The sequence below is a fragment of the Endozoicomonas sp. 8E genome (assembly GCF_032883915.1).
In the GTDB taxonomy this organism is placed as follows: Bacteria; Pseudomonadota; Gammaproteobacteria; order Pseudomonadales; family Endozoicomonadaceae; genus Endozoicomonas_A.
Genome location: NZ_CP120717.1, coordinates 3,166,185 through 3,190,809, shown reverse-complemented (window position 1 = coordinate 3,190,809; position 24,625 = coordinate 3,166,185). Strand labels below are relative to the sequence as shown.

The 24,625-nt window shown below is 46.8% G+C and carries 19 protein-coding genes, 2 tRNA genes and 1 pseudogene; 13 read left to right on the top strand and 9 right to left on the bottom strand.

All coding sequences use genetic code 11. The features are described 5' to 3' along the window. Window positions 1-75 precede the first annotated feature (75 nt). The 8 genes and pseudogenes from P6910_RS10385 to P6910_RS10350 form a co-directional block, all read left to right on the top strand. Window positions 76-846 (top strand): hypothetical protein, encoded by a 771-nt coding sequence (locus tag P6910_RS10385; RefSeq protein ID WP_317146186.1) that lies wholly within the window; start codon window positions 76-78, stop codon window positions 844-846. Between the two features lie 97 nt (window positions 847-943). Next, window positions 944-2,506, top strand: coding sequence for a hypothetical protein (locus tag P6910_RS10380; RefSeq protein ID WP_317146185.1), 1,563 nt, complete (start codon window positions 944-946; stop codon window positions 2,504-2,506). 267 nt (window positions 2,507-2,773) lie between these two features. Then, window positions 2,774-4,051, top strand: coding sequence for a hypothetical protein (locus P6910_RS10375; protein ID WP_317146184.1), 1,278 nt, complete (start codon window positions 2,774-2,776; stop codon window positions 4,049-4,051). A gap of 574 nt (window positions 4,052-4,625) precedes the next feature. Then, the gene (locus P6910_RS10370; RefSeq protein ID WP_317146183.1) at window positions 4,626-5,657 is read left to right on the top strand and encodes a hypothetical protein; all 1,032 of its coding nucleotides are present in this window, start codon (window positions 4,626-4,628) and stop codon (window positions 5,655-5,657) included. Between the two features lie 194 nt (window positions 5,658-5,851). Continuing rightward, window positions 5,852-8,533, top strand: a complete 2,682-nt coding sequence (locus tag P6910_RS10365) for a hypothetical protein (protein WP_317146182.1) — start codon at window positions 5,852-5,854, stop codon at window positions 8,531-8,533. Between the two features lie 154 nt (window positions 8,534-8,687). Then, window positions 8,688-10,991, top strand: coding sequence for a hypothetical protein (locus tag P6910_RS10360; protein ID WP_317146181.1), 2,304 nt, complete (start codon window positions 8,688-8,690; stop codon window positions 10,989-10,991). Between the two features lie 170 nt (window positions 10,992-11,161). Beyond that, entirely contained in the window at window positions 11,162-12,406 is a 1,245-nt protein-coding gene (locus P6910_RS10355; RefSeq protein ID WP_317146180.1) for a hypothetical protein, read from the top strand. A gap of 4 nt (window positions 12,407-12,410) precedes the next feature. Then, window positions 12,411-12,554: pseudogene (locus P6910_RS10350) on the top strand (transposase); the annotation flags it as partial. A gap of 175 nt (window positions 12,555-12,729) precedes the next feature. Here the strand turns inward: P6910_RS10350 and P6910_RS10345 are convergent. The 5 genes from P6910_RS10345 to P6910_RS10325 all read right to left on the bottom strand — a co-directional run bounded on the left by P6910_RS10345 (window position 12,730) and on the right by P6910_RS10325 (window position 14,828). Beyond that, the gene (locus tag P6910_RS10345; protein WP_317146179.1) at window positions 12,730-13,044 is read right to left on the bottom strand and encodes a TusE/DsrC/DsvC family sulfur relay protein; all 315 of its coding nucleotides are present in this window, start codon (window positions 13,042-13,044) and stop codon (window positions 12,730-12,732) included. A 3-nt stretch (window positions 13,045-13,047) separates the two neighbouring features. Beyond that, window positions 13,048-13,335 (bottom strand): sulfurtransferase complex subunit TusB, encoded by a 288-nt coding sequence (gene tusB / locus P6910_RS10340; RefSeq protein WP_317146178.1) that lies wholly within the window; start codon window positions 13,333-13,335, stop codon window positions 13,048-13,050. Then, window positions 13,335-13,694 carry a sulfurtransferase complex subunit TusC gene (gene tusC, locus P6910_RS10335; RefSeq protein ID WP_317146177.1) on the bottom strand — a complete coding sequence of 120 codons (360 nt, stop codon included), beginning with the start codon at window positions 13,692-13,694 and terminating at the stop codon, window positions 13,335-13,337. Before tusC ends, tusB begins: the two co-directional genes overlap by 1 nt. 2 nt (window positions 13,695-13,696) lie before the next feature. Beyond that, complete coding sequence (tusD, locus tag P6910_RS10330; protein WP_317146176.1) at window positions 13,697-14,089, bottom strand: sulfurtransferase complex subunit TusD; 393 nt, start codon at window positions 14,087-14,089, stop codon at window positions 13,697-13,699. Between the two features lie 67 nt (window positions 14,090-14,156). Beyond that, window positions 14,157-14,828 (bottom strand): Bax inhibitor-1/YccA family protein, encoded by a 672-nt coding sequence (locus P6910_RS10325; RefSeq protein ID WP_317146175.1) that lies wholly within the window; start codon window positions 14,826-14,828, stop codon window positions 14,157-14,159. Window positions 14,829-15,066: 238 nt separating this feature from the next. On the opposite strand from P6910_RS10325, the gene P6910_RS10320 reads away from it, so the two are divergent. Continuing rightward, window positions 15,067-15,157, top strand: a tRNA-Ser gene (locus tag P6910_RS10320). Between the two features lie 85 nt (window positions 15,158-15,242). Further along, window positions 15,243-15,333, top strand: a tRNA-Ser gene (locus P6910_RS10315). Between the two features lie 251 nt (window positions 15,334-15,584). Here the strand turns inward: P6910_RS10315 and P6910_RS10310 are convergent. The 3 genes from P6910_RS10310 to P6910_RS10300 all read right to left on the bottom strand — a co-directional run bounded on the left by P6910_RS10310 (window position 15,585) and on the right by P6910_RS10300 (window position 20,735). Then, the gene (locus P6910_RS10310) at window positions 15,585-18,566 is read right to left on the bottom strand and encodes a TatD family hydrolase (protein WP_317146174.1); all 2,982 of its coding nucleotides are present in this window, start codon (window positions 18,564-18,566) and stop codon (window positions 15,585-15,587) included. Window positions 18,567-19,379: 813 nt separating this feature from the next. Further along, the gene (locus tag P6910_RS10305; protein WP_317146173.1) at window positions 19,380-19,694 is read right to left on the bottom strand and encodes a hypothetical protein; all 315 of its coding nucleotides are present in this window, start codon (window positions 19,692-19,694) and stop codon (window positions 19,380-19,382) included. 102 nt (window positions 19,695-19,796) lie between these two features. Then, complete coding sequence (locus P6910_RS10300) at window positions 19,797-20,735, bottom strand: LysR family transcriptional regulator (RefSeq protein ID WP_317146172.1); 939 nt, start codon at window positions 20,733-20,735, stop codon at window positions 19,797-19,799. A gap of 104 nt (window positions 20,736-20,839) precedes the next feature. On the opposite strand from P6910_RS10300, the gene P6910_RS10295 reads away from it, so the two are divergent. The 3 genes from P6910_RS10295 to P6910_RS10285 are packed head-to-tail and all read left to right on the top strand — an operon-like array spanning window position 20,840 to window position 23,722. Beyond that, entirely contained in the window at window positions 20,840-21,850 is a 1,011-nt protein-coding gene (locus P6910_RS10295) for an NADP-dependent oxidoreductase (RefSeq protein ID WP_317146171.1), read from the top strand. 18 nt (window positions 21,851-21,868) lie between these two features. After that, window positions 21,869-23,026: an iron-containing alcohol dehydrogenase gene (locus tag P6910_RS10290; protein ID WP_317146170.1), complete on the top strand. Its 1,158-nt coding sequence runs from the start codon at window positions 21,869-21,871 to the stop codon at window positions 23,024-23,026. An 18-nt stretch (window positions 23,027-23,044) separates the two neighbouring features. Next, complete coding sequence (locus P6910_RS10285) at window positions 23,045-23,722, top strand: type 1 glutamine amidotransferase domain-containing protein (protein WP_317146169.1); 678 nt, start codon at window positions 23,045-23,047, stop codon at window positions 23,720-23,722. Window positions 23,723-23,857: 135 nt separating this feature from the next. Here the strand turns inward: P6910_RS10285 and P6910_RS10280 are convergent, their stop codons facing one another. Beyond that, on the bottom strand, window positions 23,858-24,613 hold the full coding sequence (locus tag P6910_RS10280; protein WP_317146168.1) for an SDR family NAD(P)-dependent oxidoreductase: 756 nt from the start codon (window positions 24,611-24,613) through the stop codon (window positions 23,858-23,860). Window positions 24,614-24,625: the final 12 nt, after the last annotated feature.

Sequence of the window (24,625 nt, the reverse complement as noted above, 5' to 3'; positions counted from 1 at the left end):
GCACCGACTATTATCGGATCAAGCTGAATAAACGTTTTTAATCTTTTTGCATACTCATCGACAAGGAGAACAGTCATGATCAGAGATATGGACACTTTCAACTCTCTCGTTCCGACGGCAAAACAGGGCAATACTAAAGAGACTCGTCCTGGTAAACCTGATGATGTTGCACAAAAACATGACATTACCTCTCATCTGAAAACCGACGGCAACGCAATTCAACAACAGACTGTCGATTTTTCAAGCCGAACCGTTACTGATTTGAATTCAGGTATAAACAACTCAGACACCAGCCCATTACCCAAACCGCGTGAGGCAGACGCAAAAGTAGGCAGCAAAACTGAGACAGGGCAAAAAGTGGCGCACAAACGCAGTGCACAAGAAGTCAATGAACGTTTTGATCCCACCGTACCAGAGAAGCGCAAAACTTTTAAGATGACCTTGCACAACCAGAGCGTCTCTGAGACCAGTGAACACATTGGACAAGATAAACGTCCCACACAGCAGAACACTCCCTTAACGCCATACCCTGATACTTCCGGTTACAGACGCGTATTTGCCTTGATGGATAATAATACCCGGCGCAATTACTGTGCGAGACATGCCAATGTACCGGCTTCGGTTGAACGGGAAACTGTCCGGATTGGCAAACAGAATCTGATGACCCTGGATACTTCGCAATCATTGGTTGATCGAGACCTGGAGTCAGACATGAGCAATTGGAGATGCTTTGCTGGCATGTCTATCGTCAGGCTATCAATCCCTCAGAAGTGGCAAGCCAGGCGGCGAAAAACACCTAATTTTCAAATTGGCACAGTTATCCCTGAAGAGCTTGAGTTGAACTAAGCGTTGATATTTTGGTCTAAACAAACAATTTCCAATTTTTAACCCGTGCAAGGTGAATAAAGTTATTGATCTTGTTGCATAGACGTGGAGACTAGTCATGATTCGTAGTACGGGCACAGCCAATTCTCCCATTCAGACGGCAAAACAGGGCAGTACAGAAAAAAGCCCCTATGGCAAACCTGATGATATTACGCAAAAAAATAACATCACCCCACATCTGAAAACCGACGGCGACGGAATTCAACAACGACAAACCATAAGTCTTTCGAGCCGAGTGATTACTGATTTAAATTCGGACTCAAACAACCCTGAAATCAGTCCGTCGCCCTCCCCTCTGCACGAGACTGTCGAAAAAGTAGCAAGTAACGCTGTGACAAAACAAAAAGCGGCCAAAAATCGTCGTTTACAAGAAGCAGGTGAGTATTTTGAGCCACTTTTTAACGCTGTATCAGCGAAGCGACCCACTCTTGCAACAGCCTCGCATTGCCAGAGCGTCCCTGAGGCCAGTGGACCTATTGGACAAGACAGACGTCCCACACAACAGATCGCTCCCTCCAGACCATACCCTGGTCATCCCAGGTACGAGCCTGCCTTTATGGATAACAGTCCCCGCGGCAATTTCTCTGCAACCTATGCCAATGTACCCGCTTCGGTTAAGCCGGAAACTGTCCAGATTGGCAACCAGCGGCTGATTACGCTGGATACGTCGCAGCGATTTGTTGATCCAACCCTGGCGGAAGACAGAATTGATTCGGAATTGTATAACTTCAATTTTCTGGCTGATTTTTTACGCCAAAACAACACCATCGAATACATTGTCGATATTGGCTGTGGTAACGCAGAAGCATCGCTGTCAATGCAAAACTATCTCAACGAAAAGACATTACCGATCAAAGTGATTCCTGTGGATGTCAGCAATGCTTATGCCGGTAAATCTGACGTCGCCACGACCCTGCCCATCAACCTGATACCGGCCCAGGAAATTGCTGGCGCGGCACCGGCAACCACTTTGTTCACTGCTATTCACCCTTATACTGACTCTGGCTCAGTAGCAAGACGACTGAGCAGGGAGATTACACAGGGGATGACTGACTATTACCTCACCAGGCTGATAAAAAACAATCCCGGCTGTTTTGTCCTGGCAACTGAAGATCCCTACCTGTCCTCGCCCCAGCATTATATTCCTCCTGAGCTGGTTTACACCAAACATTATCAGGCACTCGCAAGTAACATGACGCTGGATGATTATCAAACAAACCCCAACCAAGAGGCAAAAGCCATGAGAATGAATGCAGAAAAAGGTGATATTCACCGGTTAAACCATTTGCTGGCAAAACTTCCTGAAGAGCGGGCCCATTACCTGGCCTCAATCCCTGCAATTAAACAAAAATTACAAGTGGAATTGCCCGGAAAACCTGAGCGAGCCAGGCCAGACAAGATCTTCAAGTTGTATCTTGACAAGATGGCATCTATCAAGGGTTTCAGGTTATACCGTGATATTAAATATGACCTGGTACAAAATGGATTGGAGATGCGTTGCTGGCATGTCTATCGTCAGGATATCAATGCCTCAGAGGTTTCCAGCCAGGCTACTAAAGAGCCGTATTTTTCAAATGGAAACTACCAGACAGTCCGTTTTATGAATGGAACTCAGTATTAAGTACTCAACCATACGAAATCATATTTTCTGACTCATTCTTCAGGCACTCGCGGCAACTGCTCCTGCGTTGCAACTCTGGTCACATAGCTTGCTATGTTCCCGTCGTTGCGCCTTGCAGAGCACCTGCCCAATAAGCCAGAAATATTCGATTCCGTATGGCTGAGTACTTAATATTTTGGTCTGAAGAGAAAACGCAAAACTTTTACCAGTTCAAACTGAATAAGGATTTTTGATCTTATTGCTTATTAATCGACATGGAGAACCATCGTGATTAGAGATATGGAGACTGCTCATTTAAACGTCAAGACGACAGAACAGGTCAGTACTGAAAAAACTCCCCCTGACAAACCTGTTCATTGTACGCAAAAACAAGAGATCACCCCTTTTCTGAAAACCGATGGTGAGGAAATCCACGAGCAACAAGTCTTCAGTCTTTCCTGCCGTGACGTTGCTTATTTGAAGACGCCTTCCAGGCCATATCCCGGTACTTCCAGATGTACATCAGTCTATATGGATAATAATCCCCAGGGTAACTACTCGGCTAGCTATGCCAATCTACCGGAAACAGTTACACCGGAAACAGTCCGGATTGGTAATCAGCAACTGATCACGCTTGCTACTTCGCAACCATTTGTTGATTCGAATCTGGCGGCAGAAAGGCGCTTTTTGGAATTGTATCACTTCGACTTTCTGGTTAATTTTTTATACCAAAACAACCAAATTGAATACATTGTTGATATTGGCTGTAACCGAGGAACAATATCCTTGTTAATGCAAAACTATCTCAATGAAAAGGGATTGCGGATCAAAGTAATTCCTGTGGACGTCCGTAATGATTATGCCAATGAAGCTACCGGTGCCAGGGCACTGCCCATCAACCTGATCCCGGCCCAGGAAATTGCCAATGCTTCACCCGCAACCACTTTGTTTACCGCCACACACCCTTTTACCGGCTCAGGCTCAGGAGCAAGAAGACTGAATAAGGAAATTAGAGAGGGAATCACTGACTTTTATCTCACCGCACTGATAAAAAACAATCCCGGCTGTTTTGTCCTGACCACCGAAGATCCTTATGTATCCTCACCACAGCATTATATTCCCCCGGAACTGGTGTATAGCAAGCATTACTATGCCTACCCGAACTTCCTTATTCCAAAGGCTTGTGAGACAGAGAAAGCCATTCGTCAGGCAAAAGCCGCAGAAATGAATGCAGAAAACAGTGATATTCACCGGTTAAACCAGTTGCTCGCCAAACTTCCTGAAATGCGGGACAGCTATCAAGCTGAGATCTCTGCATTGAAAGATCAATTACAACCAGAAATAGTCAAAAAGCCCGATCGATTTTGGCCAGATGAGATCTTCAGATTGTATCTTGATAAAAGGTCCCGTATCGAGGGTGTCAGGTCTTATGATGATATCCAATATGACGTTAAAAGAAATGCATTGGAGCTGCGTTGCTGGCACGTCTTTCGCCAGGATATGAATACCTCAGAAGCCTATACATGCAGCCCCCCAGAACAAAGTTCAGTTTATGGATTGAACTAATAACTTATACCTTGGTCTAAATCCATAAGCACTGACTATTATCGGCTCAAGTTGAATAAACGTCGTTAATCTTTTTGCGTGCTCATCGACAAGGAGAACAGTCATGATTAGAGGTATAGACAACCCTGTCGTTCCGACGACATTACCGGGCAATACTAAAGAAACTCACCCTGGTAAACCTGATGATGTTGTACAAAAACATGACACCCCAGCTCATCTGAAAACCGACGGCAAGGAAATTCAACAACAGAGCGTCGATCTTTCAAGCCGAACCGTTACGAATGCAGATGTAAACACTGACACCAGCCCATTACCCAATCCGCGCGAGGCAGACGCAAAAGTAGCCAGCAAAAATCAGACAAGGCAAAAAATGCCGAACAAACGCAGTTCACAAGTATTAGAGCAACGTTTTGATCCCAGCAAATCAAAAAAACGCAAGACTTCTGAGACCGCCTCGCACAGCCAGAGTGCCCCTGAGGCCAGTAAACACATTAGACAAGATGAACGTCCCATCGAGCTGAGCGCTCCATGCAGACCCTACCCAGGTAGTTCCAGGCGTCAAGGTGAAGCCCATATGGATAATAACCCCTGCGGCAACTACTATGCGACCTATGCCAATGTACCGCGTAGGTTTAAACCGGAAACTGTCCAGATTGGCAACCAGAAACTGATAACGCTGGATACTTCACAGTCATATGTTGATAAAGCTCTTGAGGCAAAAAGGAGTGATGTGGTGTCTCTTAACTTCAGTTTCCTGGCTGATTTTTTACGCAAAAACAACGAAATCAAATACATTGTTGATATTGGCTGTGCTGACGGAAAAAAATCCCTGTTAATGCAAAACTATCTCAAAGAACAAGGAGTTCTGATTAAAGTGATTCCTGTTGATATTGCCAATGCTTACGACAATGTATATAACCACAACAAGCCACTGCCCATCAACATTATCCCGGCTCAGGAAATTGCTGGCGCTACACCGGCAACCACTTTGTTTACCGCTATACGCCCCTTTACCGAAGAGGATCGGGAAGCAGAGCAACTGATCAGGGAAATTGCACAGGGGAAAACCGATTATTACCTCACCACACTCCTGAAAAACAATCCCGGCTGTTTTGTACTGGCCACCGAAGATCCGTACCTATCTTCACCCCAGCGTTATATCTCCCCGGAAATGGTGTACACCAGACATTACCATGCATTCGCAAATGCCTTTTCGCCGCACGATTTTGAGACATTGTCTGATCGTCAGGCAAAAGCCGCAGAGATAAATGCAGAAAACGGTGATATTTACCGTTTAAACCAGTTGCTGGCAAAATTTCCTACCAGAGATCGGAATATTTATTTGTACTCGATCCCTCTGATCAGGGAAAATTTACAAAAGGAATTACCTGAAGAACCTGAGCAACTTCGCCCAGACAGCATCTTCAATTCGTTTCTTGAAAATATCACATGTTTCGAGCCAATAAGTTCATATCTTGGAATTCAACGTGACTTAACAAAAAACAATTTAGAGATGCGTTGCTGGCATGTCTATCGTCAGGATACCAATGCCTCAAAAGTTAACAGCCAAGCGGTTAAAGAACCCTCTTTTTCAAATTCAAGCTAGCAGACAGGTTCTGTTGCAGGGATGTATAACTCTCAGAAACCTATGCATACAGCCCCCCCCAGAACAAAGTTCAGTTTATGGATTGAACTAATAACTTGTACCTTGGTCTAAATCCATAAGCACTGACTATTATCGGCGCAAGCTGAATAAACATCGTTAATCTTTTTGCATGCTCATCGACAAGGAGAACAGTCATGATTAGAGGTATGGACAACCCTGTCGTTCCGACGACATTACCGGGCAATACTAAAGAAACTCACCCTGGTAAACCTGATGATGTTGTACAAAAACATGACACCCCACCTCATCTGAAAACCGACGGCAATGAAATTCAACAACAGAGCGTCGATCTTTCAAGCCGAACCGTTACTGATTTGAATGCAGATATAAACAGCCCATTACCCAATCTGCGCGAGGCAGACGCAAAAGTAGCCAGCAAAACTAACAGCCATAGTGTCCCTGAGGCCAGTAAATACATTGAACAAGATAAGCGTCCCATACAGCTCAACGCTCCTCGCAAAGCCTACCCAGGCAGTTCCGACGATGAAGGTTATTCCCATATGGATAATAACCCCCGGAGCAACTTCTATGCGACCTACGCCAATGTACCGCATACGTTTGAACTGGAAACTGTCCAGATTGGCAATCAGGAACTAATAACACTGGATACTTCACAGTCATATATTGATCCAGCCCTGGAGGCAAAAAGGAGTGAGGTGGAATCTCTTAACTTCAGTTTCCTGGTTGATTTTTTAAACGAAAACAACGAAATCAAATACATTGTTGATATTGGCTGTGGTGACGGAAAAAAATCCCTGTTAATGCAAAACTATCTCAAAGAACAGGGAGTTCAGATTAAAGTGATTCCTGTTGATATTGCCAATGCTTATGACAATGGATATAACGACAACAAGCCACTGCCCATCAACATTATCCCGGCTCAGGAAATTGCTGGTGCTACACCGGCAACCACTTTGTTTACCGCCATACGCCCTTTTACCGAAGAGGGCCGGGAAGCAGAGCAACTGATCAGGGAAATTGCAGAGGGGAAAACCGACTATTACCTCACCACACTCCTGAAAAACAATCCCGGCTGTTTTGTACTGACCACCGAAGATCCGAACGCATCTTCACCCCAGCGTTATATTCCCCCGGAAATGGTTTACACCAAACATTACCACGCATTCGCAAATGCCTTTTCGCCGCATGACTATGAGACATTGTCTGATCGTCAGGCAAAAGCCGCGAGGACAAATGCAGAAAACGGTGATATTTACTGTTTAAACCAGTTGCTGGCAAAATTTCCTACCAGAGATCGGAATATTTATTTGTACTCGATCCCTCTAATCAGGGAAAAGTTACAAAAGGAATTACCCAAAGAACCTGAGCAACTTTGGGCAGACAACATCTTCAATTCGTTTCTTGAAAATATCAGATGTTTCGAACCTGTAAGTTCATGTCCTGGAATTCAAGATGACTTAACAAGAAACAATTTGGAGATGCGTTGCTGGCATGTCTATCGTCAGGATACCAATGCCTCAAAAGTTAACAGCCAGGCGGTTAGAGGGGCCTTTTCTTCCAATAGCCTATTGCCTCCTCCCCACGAGTCAGACGCAGAAGTAGCCAGCAAAACTGAGACAAGGCAAAAATTGGCGAACAACCGCAGTTCACAAAAAGTAATTGAACGTTTTGATCCCGGCGCAGCAAAAATGCGCAAGACTTTTGAGACAGCCTCACTCAGCCAGTGTGCCCCTGAGACCAGTGAACACATTGGACAAAAACGTCCCATAGAACTGAACGCTCCTTGCAAACCCTACCCAGGTAGTTCCGAGGCTACACGCAGAGCCCATATGGATAATACCCCCCGGGGCAACTACTATGCGACCTATGCCAATGTACCGCCTATGTTTGAGCCGGAAACTGTCCAGATTGGCAACCAGGAACTGATTACGCTGGATACTTCGCAATCATTTGTTGATCCGGATCTGGAAGGAGACAGGGAAGATTTGGGACACCATAACTTCAGCTACCTGGTTGATTTTTTAGACAAAAACAACGAAATCAAATACATTGTTGATATTGGCTGTGGTGACGGAAAAAAATCCCTGTTAATGCAAAACTATCTCAAAGAACAGGGAGTTCAGATTAAAGTGATTCCGGTTGATATTGCCAATGCTTACGACAATGTATACAACCACAACAAGCCACTGCCCATCAACATTATCCCGGCTCAGGAAATTGCTGGCGCTACACCGGCAACCACTTTGTTTACTGCCATACGCCCTTTTACCGAAGAGGGCCAGGAAGCAGAGCAACTGATCAGGGAAATTGCACAGGGGAAAACCGACTATTACCTCACCACACTCCTGAAAAACAATCCCGGCTGTTTTGTAATGACCACCGAAGATATGCACGCATCTTCACCCCAGCTTTATATTCCCCCGGAAATGGTGTACACCAAACATTACCACGCATTCGCAAATGCCTTTTTTCCGGACGACTATGAGACATTGTCTCATCGTCAGGCAGAAGCCGCGAAGACAAATGCAGAAAACGGTGATATTTACTGTTTAAACCGGTTGCTGGCAAAATTTCCTACTATTAATCGGAATAATTATTTGTGCTCGATCCCTCTAATCAGGGAAAGGTTGCAAAAGGACTTACCCGAAGAACCTGAGCAACTTTGGCCAGAGAAAATCTTCAATTCGTATCTTGAACAGGTGAGAATTTTCGAGCCTGTAAAACCATTTCTTAGAATTAAATATGACTTAGCAGTAAAGAAGTTGGAGATGCGTTGCTGGCATGTCTATCGTCAGGATAGCAATGCCTTAAAAGTTAACAGTCAGGCGGTTAGAGGGGCCTTTTCTTCCAATTGAAGTGCAAGACACCCCAGGCAATTCACTTTGCATAAGGGAATGTCAACCACTGCCGAAAATTAACCTGGACTTGTTGATTTACTGACTTGACAGTGGGGTCCATCATACTACCCTGCAATGCAACATTGGATTCGTCATAGGCTGATCCGATAGCATGAGGAAAATAGATGACTCACTGGCCGTCTGCAGGATGCTTTTTTTCTGTCTTATGATGCAACTGGCAACCATACCGCAGACAATGGCCGTGGGTAGTCTCGCTGAGCCCATTGCACTGAGTTCGTTGTTACCCCTGCTGGCCACCGTTTATCGGAGCATTCCCGAAGCAAAGAACTTGTTGCCAGAACTGAATCCACCACCCCTGCCTGCACAAGACGACGAGAGCCCTTCATTTCCGTTTGATGCCACCGTTTCAGCCGTCCCGGAAAAAAACCCGTTAGTCCGTCTCCTCCCTGCTCCCTTCTCCCTGCCAATCCGTCATGCCGAGCCCGACATCCCGGTTTTATTCCAGGACTCAATCTGGCTAAGGCTTAATCAGGAAGAATCGCTGGTTCTTGTGCCTTCGGAGTTTCCTGCTGTGGCGAAAGTCAGCGATATGGACAATGAAAACTGGCCGCAACTTATTACCGCTGAGTCTGTTTACAGAAGTACTGCCGGTGTCGGATCTGTCTTCAGGTGGGCTAATCAACGGCTGCTGAACTCGTTGTACGATGACCCATTATTAAGATTTCTTGCATTCATTCACGGGGCAGCCTTTTATGTGCAGGACACTAGTGGACAACTGTCATACATCATCCAACACAACGGCAAGCTGTTATCCATCAGCCGATTTGAAGCCCACTTGCGGTTCAGTCTGTATAGCCAGAGCTTCCTTGAGTCACTGTATCCGGAGATTTTCGGTCCGTCGCTGCCAGCGGGTGGCGGCTGGCATCAATGGAACCGCTTTATTCGCAAGCAGCCTTTTCATCCCCCTGAAAAGGATACCAATAACCGTTCTGGTGCCCGAAGACCCGTAAACCCTGAAGGCAGGAATAATAGGAGAAATGATAGATCGACCCGATCTGAAAACCATGCAATGCGCCACTCAGGACGCAGCTCAGAACAAACCCCGGAACCCGGCAGAGCACCTACCGAAAGGAATGGAAGGCAAGAACAGATAAACCAGCAATCTTTGTCTTGTCCCACTTGCAGTGAGCTCATTACCGGGGGTTCGTCAGGCCTTAAACACAGATGCCCAACCGCATTCACGAAAAACCAAAAAGTAGCAAAAAAGCGCCGTTTACAAGCGCTCGACGAGCATTCTGAACCCACCATACCAAAGAAACGCCGCGCCACAGCCTCGCGCAGCCACAGACAGGATAAACATCCCAGACAGAACAGCACTTCTTTGAGGCCATACCGAGGTAGTTCCAAGCGCACATTTGATGTCTATATGAATAATAACCCCCAGCGCAACTACTGTGCGACCTATGCCAATGTACCGGGCAGGGTTAAACCAAAAACTGTCCGGATTGGCAACCAGTCGCTGATGACGCTGGATACTTCGCAGTCATTCGTTGATCCAGCAATGGAAGCAAAAAGGAACACTATCGAATTTTATAATTTCAGCTTCCTGGTTGATTTTTTACGCAAAAACAGCGATATCAAATACATTGTTGATATTGGCTGTGGTGACGGGGAAATATCCCTGTTAATGCAAAACTACCTTAATGAACTGAAATTCCGGGTCAAAGTAATTCCTGTAGATGTCAGCAATGTTTATGCTCGTGCCAATGGCACTTTCTATGACAAGACACTGCCCATCAACATCATCCGGGCCCAGGAAATTGCTGGCGCTTCACCGGCAACCACTTTGTTTACCGCCATACACCCTTACACCGGCGTGAGAGAAGAAGCAATAAAGCTGACCCGCAAGATTGCTCAGGGGAAAACTTGCTATTACATCACCACACTCATAATCAACAATCCCGGCTGTTTTGTCCTGGCCACCGAAGATCCGCATGCATCTTCACCCCAGCTTTATATTCCCCCGGAACTGGTGTACACCAAACATTACTGGGCGTACGCGAATTGCTTTTGGCCGTGGGATATAGAGACAAAGCCAGGTCGTCAGGCAAAAGCCGCAGAAATGAATGCAGAAAGCGGTGTTATTCACCGGCTAAACCAGTTGCTGGCAAAACTTCCTGAACAGCGGGATCGTTATCTGGATTCGATCTCAAACATTGCCGACCGATGCTATAGGCACATACTCACAGAGCCCGAGGAATTCTGGCCAGATAACATCTTCCGGTTGCATGTTAATGGAATGTTATGCAAGGAAAATGTCGCACTTTTCGAAAGTATCAAACATCACGTAGCAACTAATAAATTGGAGCTGCGTTGCTGGCATGTTTATCGTCAGGACATCAGTGCCTCAGAAGTGACCAGCGAAACTGCGAAAGAGCCCTATTCTTCAAATTGAAGCTGCCCGACACCCTCTCCAGCCTGGGAATGAGCCGTCAACAACGCCCGGTTTATGGATTGAACTAATAACTAGTACTTTGGTCTAAATATGAAAGCACAGACTAAAACCGGCCCAAGCTGAATAAAATGTCTGATCTTTTTGATGACTCGTCGACAAGGAGAAATGTCATGATTAGAAGTATGGACACTGCCAATTTACAGGCTCCGACGACACAACAGGAATTTACCAGAGAAACTCCCCCTGACAAACCTGATCATGTCAGGCAAAAACATAACATCGCCCCACAATTGCAAACCGACGGCGATGGAATTCAGGAACAACAGGCCGCCAGTCTTTCAAGCCGAACCATTACTGGTTTAAACCCTCATTCCGCAGCATACCCTGAAACTCACTCGTATGGATATGCCCGTATGTATAATAATCCCCGGCGCAATTACTGTGCGAGCCATGCCAATGTATCGGGTACGGCTGAACCGAAAACTGCCCAGATCGGCAACCAGAAACTGATGACACTGGATACTTCGCAATCATTTGTTGATTCAGCCCAGGAGGCAGACAGGGACAATGTGGAACTCTTTAACTTCAGCTTCCTGGTTGATTTTTTGCACAAAAACAGCGAAATCAAATACATTGTTGATATTGGTTGTGGTAACGCAAAGATATCTCTGTTAATGCAAAACTATCTCAATGAGCGGGAATGTCACATTAAAGTAATTCCTGTGGATATCGCAAATATTTACGGTAGTCTCTATGCAGTTTTCTACAACAAGCCACTGCCTATCAACATAATCCCGGCCCAGGAAATTGCTGACGCTACACCGGCAACCACTTTGTTTACCGTCTTACATCCTTTCACCGGCACGCCTTCAGAAGAAGAAAAACTCTCCGGGGAGATTGTACGGGGGGAAACTGAGTATTACATCACCACACTCATAAAAAACAATCCCGGTTGTTTTGTCCTGGCCACCGAAGATCCGTATGCATCCTCTCCCCAGCTTTATATTCCCCCGGAACTGGTGTATACCAAGCATTACCATGCATTACCGAATTGCGTTTCGTCGGAAGATAATGAGACAAAATCCCTTCAAGAGGCAAAAGCCGCAGAAATGAATGCAGAAAATGGTGATATTGACCGGTTAAACCAGTTTCTGGCAAAACTTCCTGAGCAGCGGAGTCACTATCTGGCTATGACTTCCGCAATGACAGAGAGATTACAACGGCAAATAGACTTAAAACCCAGGCTATTCACGCCGGATTACATTTTTAATGCTTATCTCAGGGGAAAAAGGTTAGACAATAAAGCAATCGGACCTCGCGATCATATCAAATCTGTCCTGGAAAATTATGGACTGGAGCTGCGTTGCTGGCATGTCTATCGCCAAGATAGCAATGCCTCAGAAGCTTCCCGGTGAATCTGGACAGCCACCCAAACGCACTCGGCTGACGGTCGGAGTGCATTACCTCAAACACGCTTTTGCACTTTCCGATGAACAGGTCGTTGAGCGTTGGATTGAGGACCCGTACTGGCAATACTTCTGTGGTATACCGCACTTTCAACATCTCCACAAGCTGCTAGGAGCCTGACCGAGAATAGACTGCCCTACTGCGGCGGCAGCAAATTGGTCTGAAAATCCGCTTTTGTTCGTCAAATAGCTCGCTATTCTCCTTACAAAACCGAATTTTCATCCTCAATTTTCTGCCGTCCTCGCTACGGGCGCTATTCTCGGTCAGGCTCCTAGAAACAGTTTGTAGGTCTGGGCAGACCTGCAATTCTGGCAGCCAGTTTGGCGGGACTGCCGGGAAACAGCTTCATCAGATAAAGACTGTTCCCCTTCTCTTTTCCCAGCTGGTTGGCAACGTATTTCACAAAAGGTCTTTGACTGGGAGCGTGTTCAAATTGCTGATAATACTCTCTGAGCAGATTAAGGATTTCCCAGTGTTCATGGGTCAAAATAACATGGTCTTCAGCCGCTAACTGACCCGCTACCTCAGGATTCCAGTCACTGAGGTTCACCAGATAACCGTCTTTATCAAGCTTTAAATCCGACATATTCTAAAACCAGCTAACCACCTTGTCGTTGGTCTCCGTCAGCTCAACAAATCCCTGATAGTCCACCATACCGATATCCAGATCGTCTCTGTTCGTCACTCCCCGGGCCAGTACATCCGCCTCCAGCACATAGACGGCAACATGCCTGAGAAGATCTGATAACACATCACTGGCTTCATACAAAGCGTAAACGCCCTCTTCCAGAAGCAGGATACTGTCACCGGCATTAAGGGCTCTCAGGCAGAGCTCCAAGGGTTGTCCGGCTTTATTGACTGTATGCAGAGTAGCCATCAGAAACTCAATACCTTATCTTGCTGTGCCAGGAAAGAGGCCACCGCGTCCCCTTCCAGAAGTGTGTACAGGGGTAATAACTGCTCTGGATCAAGGTGACGCTCTGCCAGCGATTCTCCATCCACATAAACTGTTTCAATGCCGTAGAGCTCCAGGGATTGAAAAAGGGCTGAAAGTTTTTTCCTTTGCAGCTGTCCGGGAGACTGCCCATCCAGGATCTGATAAACACCATCCCCCATCAGCAACAGACTGGTTGGGATCTCGTAGGATGCAGAAACCAGTACAGCGTCCAGGGCTTCTTTGGCAAATTGACCACGGTAAGGGGCCTGCGTCGATATGATACAAATGGATTGACTCATGCTTAGTCTCCAAAAGTAACCAGACGATCGGCCTCAATCGTCGCTTCAAGTAACTGGCCCAGTCCCGAGAGATCATAACCCTCTCTGAGATTGCTTCCCGACAGTTCGTACCTTTCAGCTTCTTCAGTGTTCACCACACCTCTGCGAAGGGCCGCTGCGATGCAGACAACGGCATCAATACCCTGCTCTGTTATCAGCTTTTGCCACTGTTCCGGCAGATTCACCTCATCCTGAGGCGGAGAAACCAGGCTGGAAGCATTGTGCACACCTTCCTGATAAAAAAACACCCGAATAATCTCATGGCCACAAGCCAACAGAGCCCTGGCAAAAGAAAGTGCTGTCAGTGAAGACTGCCCGGTACCGGAAGCACCGTAAACAGCCAGTGCGTATTTCATTCAAAGACTCCCTTCGACAAAAAAATACCCCGGGGATACCGGGGTATTTATACAGACCGTCGAATACTTAGTCGTCAGACATGCCCAGCAGAGAAAGCAGAGCCGTAAACAGATTGTAGATATTCAGATACAGAGAGACGGTAGCGCGGATATAGTTGGTTTCGCCGCCATGGATGATACGGCTGGTATCAAACAGGATAAAACCGGACATCAGCAGGACAATAGCCGCAGACAGTGCCATGGATGCCGCCGGGATCTGGAAGAAGATCAGGGCGATACTGGCAATAACGGCCACAATCAGGCCAACCATCAGGAAACCACCCATGAATGAGAAGTCCTTACGGGTAACCAGTACATAGGCAGACAGAGCAAAGAATACGACGGCTGTTCCACCCAGAGCCTGCATCACCAGAGAAGGACCATTAGGCAGAGCCAGATAGAAGTTCAGCATAGGGCCAAGAGCTGCGCCCAGAACGCCGGTGAAAGCAAAAACAGCCACCAGACCTTTGCCTGAGTCAGCGGTTTTATTAACAACGAAAATCAGACCAAAACCTACCAGGCTCAGCACCAGGGCAGTGATACGGCTGATTTCCAGCGCCATGGCCACACCTGCAGTAAAAGCACTGAACAGCAGTGTCATACCCAGCAACAGGTAGGTGTTGCGCAAAACACTGTTGATCTCAATGCCGCTGCCAACCTGTGTCGGCCTTGACGCTATAACGGTAGATTTTCGTTCCATCTTTTATTCCTCATATTGAGACTTATATAGGGAGTATACCAGAGCTGAACATACCGGCTATATCCAGAACCTCATTTTACATGATGCCCACAGTACCCTGAGGGCGTTACAAAATCGTAACAGCCGTTGCTTCTTACCGAGGCTTTGCCATAAATATTTTTTCATTCAGGAGATATCCTTTGGTTTTCAAGGGTTTGACAGTTGATCGTTTTCAGGTAATATTCAATCCCGTTGCTGCGGAGGGATGGCTGAGCGGTTGAAAGCACCGGTCTTGAAAACCGGCGTGGGTTAATAGCCCACCCAGGGTTCGAATCCCTGTCCCTCCGCCATATTTAAATTTCCATTGAAATCATGCACTTATAAGCATTTGCTTACGTGACGGGGTTGTTTCATTGTGAATTTTCACCTAAATACGGTGGGTTGGCTGAGTGGTTGAAAGCACCGGTCTTGAAAACCGGCGTAGGTTAATAGCCTACCCAGAGTTCGAATCTCTGACCCACCGCCATTTATTACGAAAACGTCTGGAGCCCTGCTGACTTGTTTGCGGGTTTCGTTTGTTTGGAACTTCGTTGCTTCTGACATCCTTATCTGTCCGCTTTAATTGAAGACTCCAGACCTTCAGAATTTTTCAAGACACCTATCCCGATCACCAATCCCGATCACCAAGTTTCTGGCAGCTATTTTCATACGGTCAGCCGTCTCTGAATTGCGTTCATTCCCTGAACACGGGCAACCCTCCAAATGCACTTTGACTTTTCAATCATCATCAAACAGAGAGAATATCTCCCTGGCGTTACGGGTGGTTGCAGCAGCAATCTCTTCAGCATCTACACCCAGTACTACACTCAGTGCATGGACCACATAGGGCAGATTAGCGGGAACATTATCAACTCTTTTTTTACCATCCGTCCATGGATTATCTTTACGGGACATCACCCGGAAAGGGCGTAAAAATGGTGCATCAGTCTCAATCATCAGACGGTTCCTCAAAACATCCCATCCAACAGTACGCAATGCTTCCACCAGATCTCTGTTGCGGCTACCAGCAATCCATCCGGTAATTCCAATAGAGCACCCCAGATCGATGTAATCTTGCAGAGCCTCGCTATTGCCGGTGAAACAGTGAACGCAGGCCATTTTTTTCGCGGGCAGTTGCTCAATATAATCCACCAGAATTTCCTTGAAATCGTCATGAGCGTTACGCTCATGCAAAAACAACGGTTTTTTCATTTCTACAGCCAGTGCCAGCTGTTGCCGAAAAGCTTTTTTCTGATCTTCCACAGGCGAGTAGTTTCGATCGTAATCAAGCCCGCACTCACCCACTGCGATGCAGCGTTTGCGATCCCTCTTAAGTATTTTTTTCATTTCCGGGATGCCACCATCTCTTAAGAAGTCTTTGGCCATGTGAGGATGACAGCCCACGGTGTAGTATAAAGAACATCGGAAGGCATCAGAGGAATCGCCAATAGCTGTTGCCTGATCAGTTTCTCTGCCTGACGCAGGGAAGGGCTTCCCCCATGTCATTACCTCATTTTGGGCCTGTCTGGATATTGGGATGGATGCACCGGTTAAAATTATAGTGCCGACCCCCGATCGGACAGCGTCAGCAACAACTGCAGGCAAGTTTTGAAACCTATTCTTCCCGACCAGATTGGCACCGATATCTATCAGCGGAGTATCATACAGGGGTCTCTCCAACAGAGGTTTCAATGTTACTTTTGCCCCTTTTTTTGCAGGAGTTAACTTTGCAGGAGTTAACTGAGAACCAGTGGAACCATCACCTCTGTCAGAATCAGTCAGCTGCAAACCGGTCAGGGTTGAGTTCTGGTCATATCGGAACTTAAGTCCTATATCAACCAAAGCCTGCTGCCCCTGAGCTGCACCCGAACTTGGGTTATTATGATGGCGGGCAGCACAGGGTGGATACCTGACAACAGACTTGCCCACGAAACCTGAGCGCTTTTTCTTTTTGCCTTTCCGTGCTCGTGAATCAGCGACCAATTGCCAGCCTTCTTCCGAACCCTGTGCGTCAGAATGATGCCTGGCATTTTGTACATCTTCCCTGTGAGCGTCAGAATCCATAGTCACAGAGTTCAGTTTGCTTGTATCTGATGACTGATACCGAGGATGAGCCGCTGCTGAATTATCAACACCTTTTGCCACAGGCTCTGGTATTTTCTTATCTCCTCTTATTACAGGAGGCGATCCTTTAGTCACTTCCTGCTCAACGAGTTCAGATTCTCGATTCTGGCATTCGAGACACTTATTGGAGGCGACAGCAGGTTTATTACAATGTTGGCATAACCCAGTGTTGGGTGACCCTCCTGGCCCATCGTCTCCTCCACTCCCTCTTCCACTGCGGCTGCCTTGATTGTGCAGACCATAACCTCTTTGAGATTGGGCATTGGTGGGTGGTTTCAGACTAAGGTCAGCCATTTCCTTCTCAACCTGACTGGCTCCTCCGGAGCAACCGCTCACAGAGGGGCAATGGCCCGGAAAAACAGATACACTTCGTAATTGTTTAGGACTTAGAATGAACTCTTGCTTTGCATAGCGACTGTAGTCTTCTGGTTGTAGCGATTGTGCCGGTTTAGTGTCCAGGTAATGATCAAATACAGCTTCCGGATTATGGGGATTGCCGGACAATGCCAGAAAAAGTTCTGAACTCCGTTCAAGATTTGCCTCCCTTATCCTGTTCCACAGTTCCTGCGAAATTATAATCCTCTGCTCATTCCAACCCTGCCTGATTTTGAGCACAATCCGGTTATCCCAGACCTGTTTTTTAACCGTCTGACGGTCAGTGCCAGGGACAGGCACCAGCACCATTCTGCTGAACAGTTCACTCACCCATTCAAAAGAGTAAAGTGGAGCCAACCCGCTTCCCGGCCTTTTCTTGAATAAATCGTCTAAATCATCACTACCGCCAAAACCACCACCAGAAGAGCTTGCAAATGGCTGGCTGTTATCGGCAATATCAGCGGCTCCGGGTATTGAAAAAGGGCCATTTAAACGAGTTTTGTCATTAAGATAATCAGGCCCATTTTTTACAGCCTGTTTGCTGAGGAAAAAAATTTCAACAAATGATGCTTCTTTGTTTCCGTGAGTAATATTGCCATAAATATTGCTTCTCGAAGGCGACGGTAAACCTGTGCTTTCTGAAACTATACCGCTACATTCCGGCTCTAAGACCCATCCATTCTCATTGTTTTCAATGGACAGAACCAGCGACTTATTACCTTTCGGCAAGCGCCAACTGGCCGAGTACTCATGTTGCCAGCGATCACTGTCTGGCGCTAATGGAACCAGTCTCACTCCCCCGTTTTGTATATCCGGCATACCCTGGTCCTTCAAAGGCTTTTTAATTACCGGGGGGTAAGGTAAATTTCCCGACGAAAATGCGGGTGGTGTCCTGAAACAAAAATTAAACAAGTCGCCTGGTTGGCCATTGAGGATGATATAAAGCTGATTGTTCTCCAGTTCAGAAATTGTCTTGATGTTCTTGTCAACCGCCTTGCGATCATAACTAAGATGGAGAGGCGGACTGCCACCTATAAATGACAGTTTGCTAATCCCTTCCGATGTCTCACTCCTTTTTTCAATGGCTTTGGAGGAACTCCACCCATCAGTCCAGCTTAATAGGTTGGTAAATTCAGCACTGTGGGCAATAAACGGCAAAATGACAGACACTACAAACAAGAGAAACAGATGAGTCATAGTGAGAAATCTTGCTGTTTTCATAATTGGATTTGCCTGCAGGCTTTATTAATTGAGACATAACAATAGACCTTAAATTTGAAGATATTTAATTTATCTTCTTTTTATTTTCGTACCTGTCAGAAGACACTGGTCCCCCAAAAATGGCTTCATACTTCTGTTTAACTATTTGCTAAATTGTCCCGATGAACTTGTTCTTTAGAGTCAATACCATGATACAGAAAGAATATATACGCTGTGCTGTGTTGATTGCTGCACTGGCAACTTGTTCGACTGCACAGGCAAAAACCGCTGTTTTATATTTTAAAAGCAACACAGATAACAGCTACTGGGTCAGGCACACGGATGACGGTAAGTGTATGTATGATAATCCTATGGATGATTTTGGTTTCAATGGACTTAGAACCCGGGTTCCGCCGGGAGCAGTGACACATATATACTATTCCTCGTCGTTTTTTCACTGTGCATGGCATCAGTCCTGGTTCGATTTCAATGTCAGTGATGTCCAGGGACATAGTGCACTCATAAGGTGGTACAAAAAAGCAAGTAACGAATTACCTTATCTATGGATACGTAGAGACCCCGATCATCTTATTAAAGACTGGTATTCGACGTATCATGATGACAGTGTGTCACGGGGAGGATATTACTCTACAACTATTACCCTAAGCTATTGAGATAGTTGGACAGACTTGCCCCCTGACCCTCCGTCATTAAAAAAAGCCCCTGATCAGCATAAGAAGTAGTCAGAGGCTTTTTTTCATTTCAATAACTCTGTGCTATCACTGCCGCAGAGAAAATACCCATGCTGAGCCAGACACTCTTCAGCAACACTTCTCAATTGTTCTTCAACAACTCAAGCTGCAAAATGGACTGTTCAAATCCCTGACCGGCGGCCAATTTATAATAGGTTTTAGAAAGCTCTTTGTTCATGGGAATACCATGACCCATCTGGTACATTCTGGCCACCCAATGCTGAGCACAGTCCAGCCCATTGTCGGCCTCTACTTTGAGTACCTCAAACGCTTTGGCATAATCACCTGCGATATAGATGGCCAGACCTGATGAACAGCGTTTATTATCTACCACCTGTTCAGCCATCAAATGCAATGGAAATAAAATCAGCAACAGTGCTAACCCCTTAGCCTTCATGTCAAACACTCCCTGTTTGTTATGTGTGCTTCCCATATTGACAGAAAATTAACAAAGAAATGAAATTTTTCTTCTCAAATTTGTGTTATAAGCCACAGCTGCTCAAACCGTGCACTCGAGCTGAAGCCGACTGATCTTTTGAGTCAGCTCTTCATAGACAAGCTGCCTGAACCAGATATGAGCCGGCTCTTTCATATACCTCTCATGCCAAATGATTGAGTAGGTAAAAGGCTTTTGCTCCATGGGAAAAGGCAGTATCGCCAGTCCATAGTGACTGGCACAGCTTCTCACCAACCCATAAGGTGCTGTCAATATATAATCGGTATTGGCCACCAGAGCCAGTGCGGCAATAAAGTGCGGCACCCTCAGGGCAATGCGCCTGGACAATCCCCGCTCTTCCAACAGATAGTCAACAGCCCCCTTACGCTCCCCGCCCATGGTAATCAGTGCGTGGGAATGGCTGGCATAGCGCTCAATATCCATGCCCTGTTCCACCAGGGGGTGAGAATCTCTGACAACACAGGCAAACTTGTCCTGACCTATTCCTCGCCCATGAATCATTGCCGGCGCGTCGGTGATTGAGCAGACAGCCAGATCTACATTCTGCTGATCCATCTCATGGAGCAAATGCGAACGCCAAGGCACAATTTCGAGCGAGATTCCCGGAGCCTCCCGACTGAGCCTCCTTATGACTTCAGGCAGTAATACATGAGCCCCATAATCTGAAGACGCCATCCGAAAGCTGTGTTCAGACTCTGCCGCTATGAAACGGGGAGGCTCAATTAACTGGCTGATGTCTTGCAATGATTTCTGCAAATCCAGGGCTATACCCTGAGCCCGTGGAGTTGGTGCCAGCCCCTGGGGAGTCCGGGTAAACAGAGGGTCATCAAAAAGTACCCGAAGTCTGGCCAGACTGCGGCTGATAGCAGGCTGAGTCAGATTTAACCGACCGGCAGCACGGGTCACACTTCGCTCTTCCATCAGGACCTGCAACACCGGCAGCAAATTTAAGTCGGAAGACGACAGATTATCAACAGGCAAGCTCATTACTCACAATCATGATCAATATAACAATGATGCATTGGAGTCATATTAAGTACAACGATAAATTACCTCCTGAACTATCGTTTTCAGGACATCCGTTCATGTTTATAGAGAAAAATTGCGAGATTCATCTTGCCAGACGCCCCGAAGGTGTACCAGACAGCACCTGCTTCAAGCTGGTCTCTCAGCCCGTTGCAGAGCTGAAGGATGGTGAAGTTCTGGTTAAAAACCTTTGGATGTCTGTTGACCCCTACATGCGTGGACGCATGATCGATCGTAAAAGCTATGTGCCACCCTTTGCTCTGGATGCGCCCCTTGAAGGTGCTGCCATCGGCGAAGTCATAGAGTCACGAAATCCATCCCTGCCGACAGGCAGCAAAGTGTCCAGCATGAAAGGCTGGCGCGAGTATTTCATTTCTGACGATAAAGACCTTCAGTTGCTACCCCAGACAGAGATTGACGATCAGGCCTTCCTGGGAATATTGGGTATGCCTGGTATGACAGCCTGGGTAGGATTAACACAAATTGCTGAGCTAAAAAAAGGCGACCGTGTTTTTGTTTCTGCAGCATCCGGTGCAGTAGGGTCGACCGTCTGCCAGATTGCAAAGCTTAAAGGTTGCTATGTTGTCGGCAGTGTTGGCTCTGACGATAAAGCTCGTTACCTGCAGGAAGAATTGAAAGTCGATGCTGTCGTCAATTACAAGACCGCCCCTGACCTGGCAAACGCCATTGCCGAAGCTTGCCCTGAAGGCATTGATGTCTATTTTGAAAATGTCGGCGGCCAGCACCTTGAAGCCGCCCTCAATCTCATGAACGATCATGGACGCATAGCCGTGTGTGGCATGATCGATCAGTACAACTCTACCGCACCTGTTCCCGGACCGGCCAACCTGTCCCAGATAATTGTGAAAAAACTGAAAATGCAGGGCTTTATTGTGTTCGAACATTGGGAGCATTACCCCGAGTTTGTCCAACAGATGAGCCACTGGATACAGGAAGGCGATATCTCCTGGAAAGAAACGGTTTTTGAAGGTATCGAGCAGGCCCCTGAAGCTTTCCTGGGGCTATTCTCAGGCATTAATACCGGCAAAATGCTCGTTAAACTCAACTGATTGGTATCAGGATCATTTATGAAAAACTTTTCGTTTCACAACCCGACACGCATTCATTTTGGCAAGGGTACGATCGCCCGTATTGCTGATGAAGTACCTCGTGATGCCAGAATTCTGATCACCTATGGCGGTGGTAGCATTAAAAAGAACGGCACTCTTGATCAAGTCAGGGAAGCCCTGAAAGATCATAAGTCCATTACCGAGTTTGGCGGCATTGAACCAAACCCTTCCTTTGAAACACTCATGGAAGCGGTAGCTCTGGCAAAACAGGAAAACATTGATTTCCTCCTGGCCGTAGGTGGTGGCTCGGTCATTGATGGCACAAAATTTATTGCCGCAGCCATTCCATTTGAAGGAGATCCCTGGACCATTCTCAGTGAGCACGCCAGGATTCATCAGGCCATTCCTGCTGGCAACGTTCTTACCCTTCCGGCAACAGGCTCGGAAAGCAACTCAGGGTCAGTTATTACCCGCAGAGCCACCAATGACAAGTTGGCCTTTAGCAGCCCCGAAGTCTTTCCACAATTTACTGTGCTGGATCCGGAAACCACTTACAGCCTTCCACAAGGCCAGACTGCTAACGGAGTAGTAGACGCCTTTGTTCACGTAATGGAGCAGTATCTGACCACCCGTGAGAATGCCCCTGTTCAGGATCGCTATGCCGAAGGTTTGCTGTTAACCCTGATTGAGCAAGGCCCGGTTGTACTCAAACAACCCCGGGAATATGAATCAAGAGCCACCATTATGTGGGCTGCAAACCAGGCCTTGAATGGTCTGATTGGTGTGGGTGTACCCCATGACTGGTCCACTCATATGATTGGCCACGAGATCACTGCCCTGTTTGGCCTGGACCATGCCCAGACACTGGCCATCGTGCTCCCCTCAGTGATGCATGTCATGAGAGAAGAGAAAGCGTCCAAGCTGCTTCAATATGCTGACAGGATCTGGGGTATTAAGGAAGGCAACGACCAGGAGAAGATGGATTCAGCCATCAGCAAAACCCGTGAATTCTTTGAACAGATGGGTATTAAAACGCGTTTGTCCGATTATGGCATTGAGGAAAGCGCCATTGCTGACCTTGTTGATCAGCTGAAACGGCATAACATGACGGCACTGGGAGAAAAACAGAATATTACTCCTGAAGTTGCCACCCAAATTCTCAGGCATGCCGCCTGACCATATGGAGATGAACTTATGAAGGTGTTATTCGTCCTGACATCCCATGACAAGCTGGGAGATACAGGTGAGAAAACGGGTTTCTGGGTCGAGGAGTTTGCAGCGCCCTACTACGTGTTTGCGGATCACAATGCCGAGGTAACCCTGGCATCCCCCAAAGGTGGCCAGCCGCCCATTGACCCCAAAAGTGCCCAGCCGGACTTTCAGACTGCAGCCACAGAAAGGTTTGATTCGGACGAAGCCCTGAAAAACAAGCTGTCAAATACCTTAAAGCTGTCTGAAGTGTCTGCTGACGAATATGATGCCATCTTTTATCCGGGTGGCCATGGCCCTTTATGGGATCTGGCCCATGACAAAAACTCTATAGCCCTGATAGAAGCATTCGCCAAACAGGGGAAGCCTGTCTCTGCCGTATGTCATGCACCAGCAGTTTTGCTGAATGCAAAGAAAGGAGACAATACACCACTGATCAGGGGCAAGAGAGTTACGGGCTTCAGCAACAGCGAAGAGGCCGCTGTAGGTTTAACCGATGTGGTTCCCTTTCTGCTGGAAGATGAGCTCAAAAACAAGGGGGGCGAATACAGTCAGGGAGACGACTGGTCACCCCACTGCATCACCGATGGTTTGCTGGTAACCGGGCAAAATCCAGCTTCTTCAGAAGCTGTTGCAGAAGTTGTCCTGTCGATGCTTAGCTGACGCTGGTAAGCCTTCAAGGCCTGCTTTGGCAATCTCTTTTCAAAGCAGGCTTTGAAAACAGCTACTCTCTTCTCTTGAAGTAACCAAGCCAACAATGCCGCCGACTCTCCCGGAAGATCAATCTGTTTCGAAAAACTACCAGGGAATCAGGGAGCCATCGTATGCCAGGAACTGACCTGTCTGCTCAGAACTTAAACGACGAATCACCTCTAACATCCGTTGAGCTGAGTGCTTCGAAGAGAAGAGTTTTTCAGGTGGAACATTTTTTTTAAATGGTTCGGTAAGCTGGGTATCTACCGTTCCGGGATGAATGGCCACAATACAACCGTCGGGCTTTTTCCTTCGCCACTCATGACTGAGTGTTTTCAACACCATATTAAGAGCTGATTTCGATGCCCTGTAGCTGTACCAGCCCCCCACTTTGTTATCTTCAATACTGCCCACCCTTGCAGACAGTGCAACAAACCGGGGGCATTCACTGCCCTTAAAATTTTTCAGGAAGTAACGGGCTAAAAAAAGTGTAGACAGAACATTCACTGCCATTGTTTTATGAAAAAAATCTGAATCTATCTGAGTAATCGATTTTTCAGGCATCTGAGTGGGTGTATGCAACATTCCTGAAGCATTGATAATCCAGTCAATTGGCCCAACGCTATTGGCAAGCTGTTCTACGGAATCGGCATCGGTAAGGTCTGACCTGTGCCATCGAACAGAGTTCTCGGAATTATTATTTTCTGGAGAGCTTTTGAAATCCGGAGCGCTTCTGAAAAAAGTGGCATGCACTTCAGCTTTTGGCATCTCATGCACGATCTCTTCGACGAAGGCCCGACCAATTCCACCACTGCCACCAGCAACCAATATTTTCATAGAAGCCTCAATTAGGTGCGTCACCCATCCTACGCA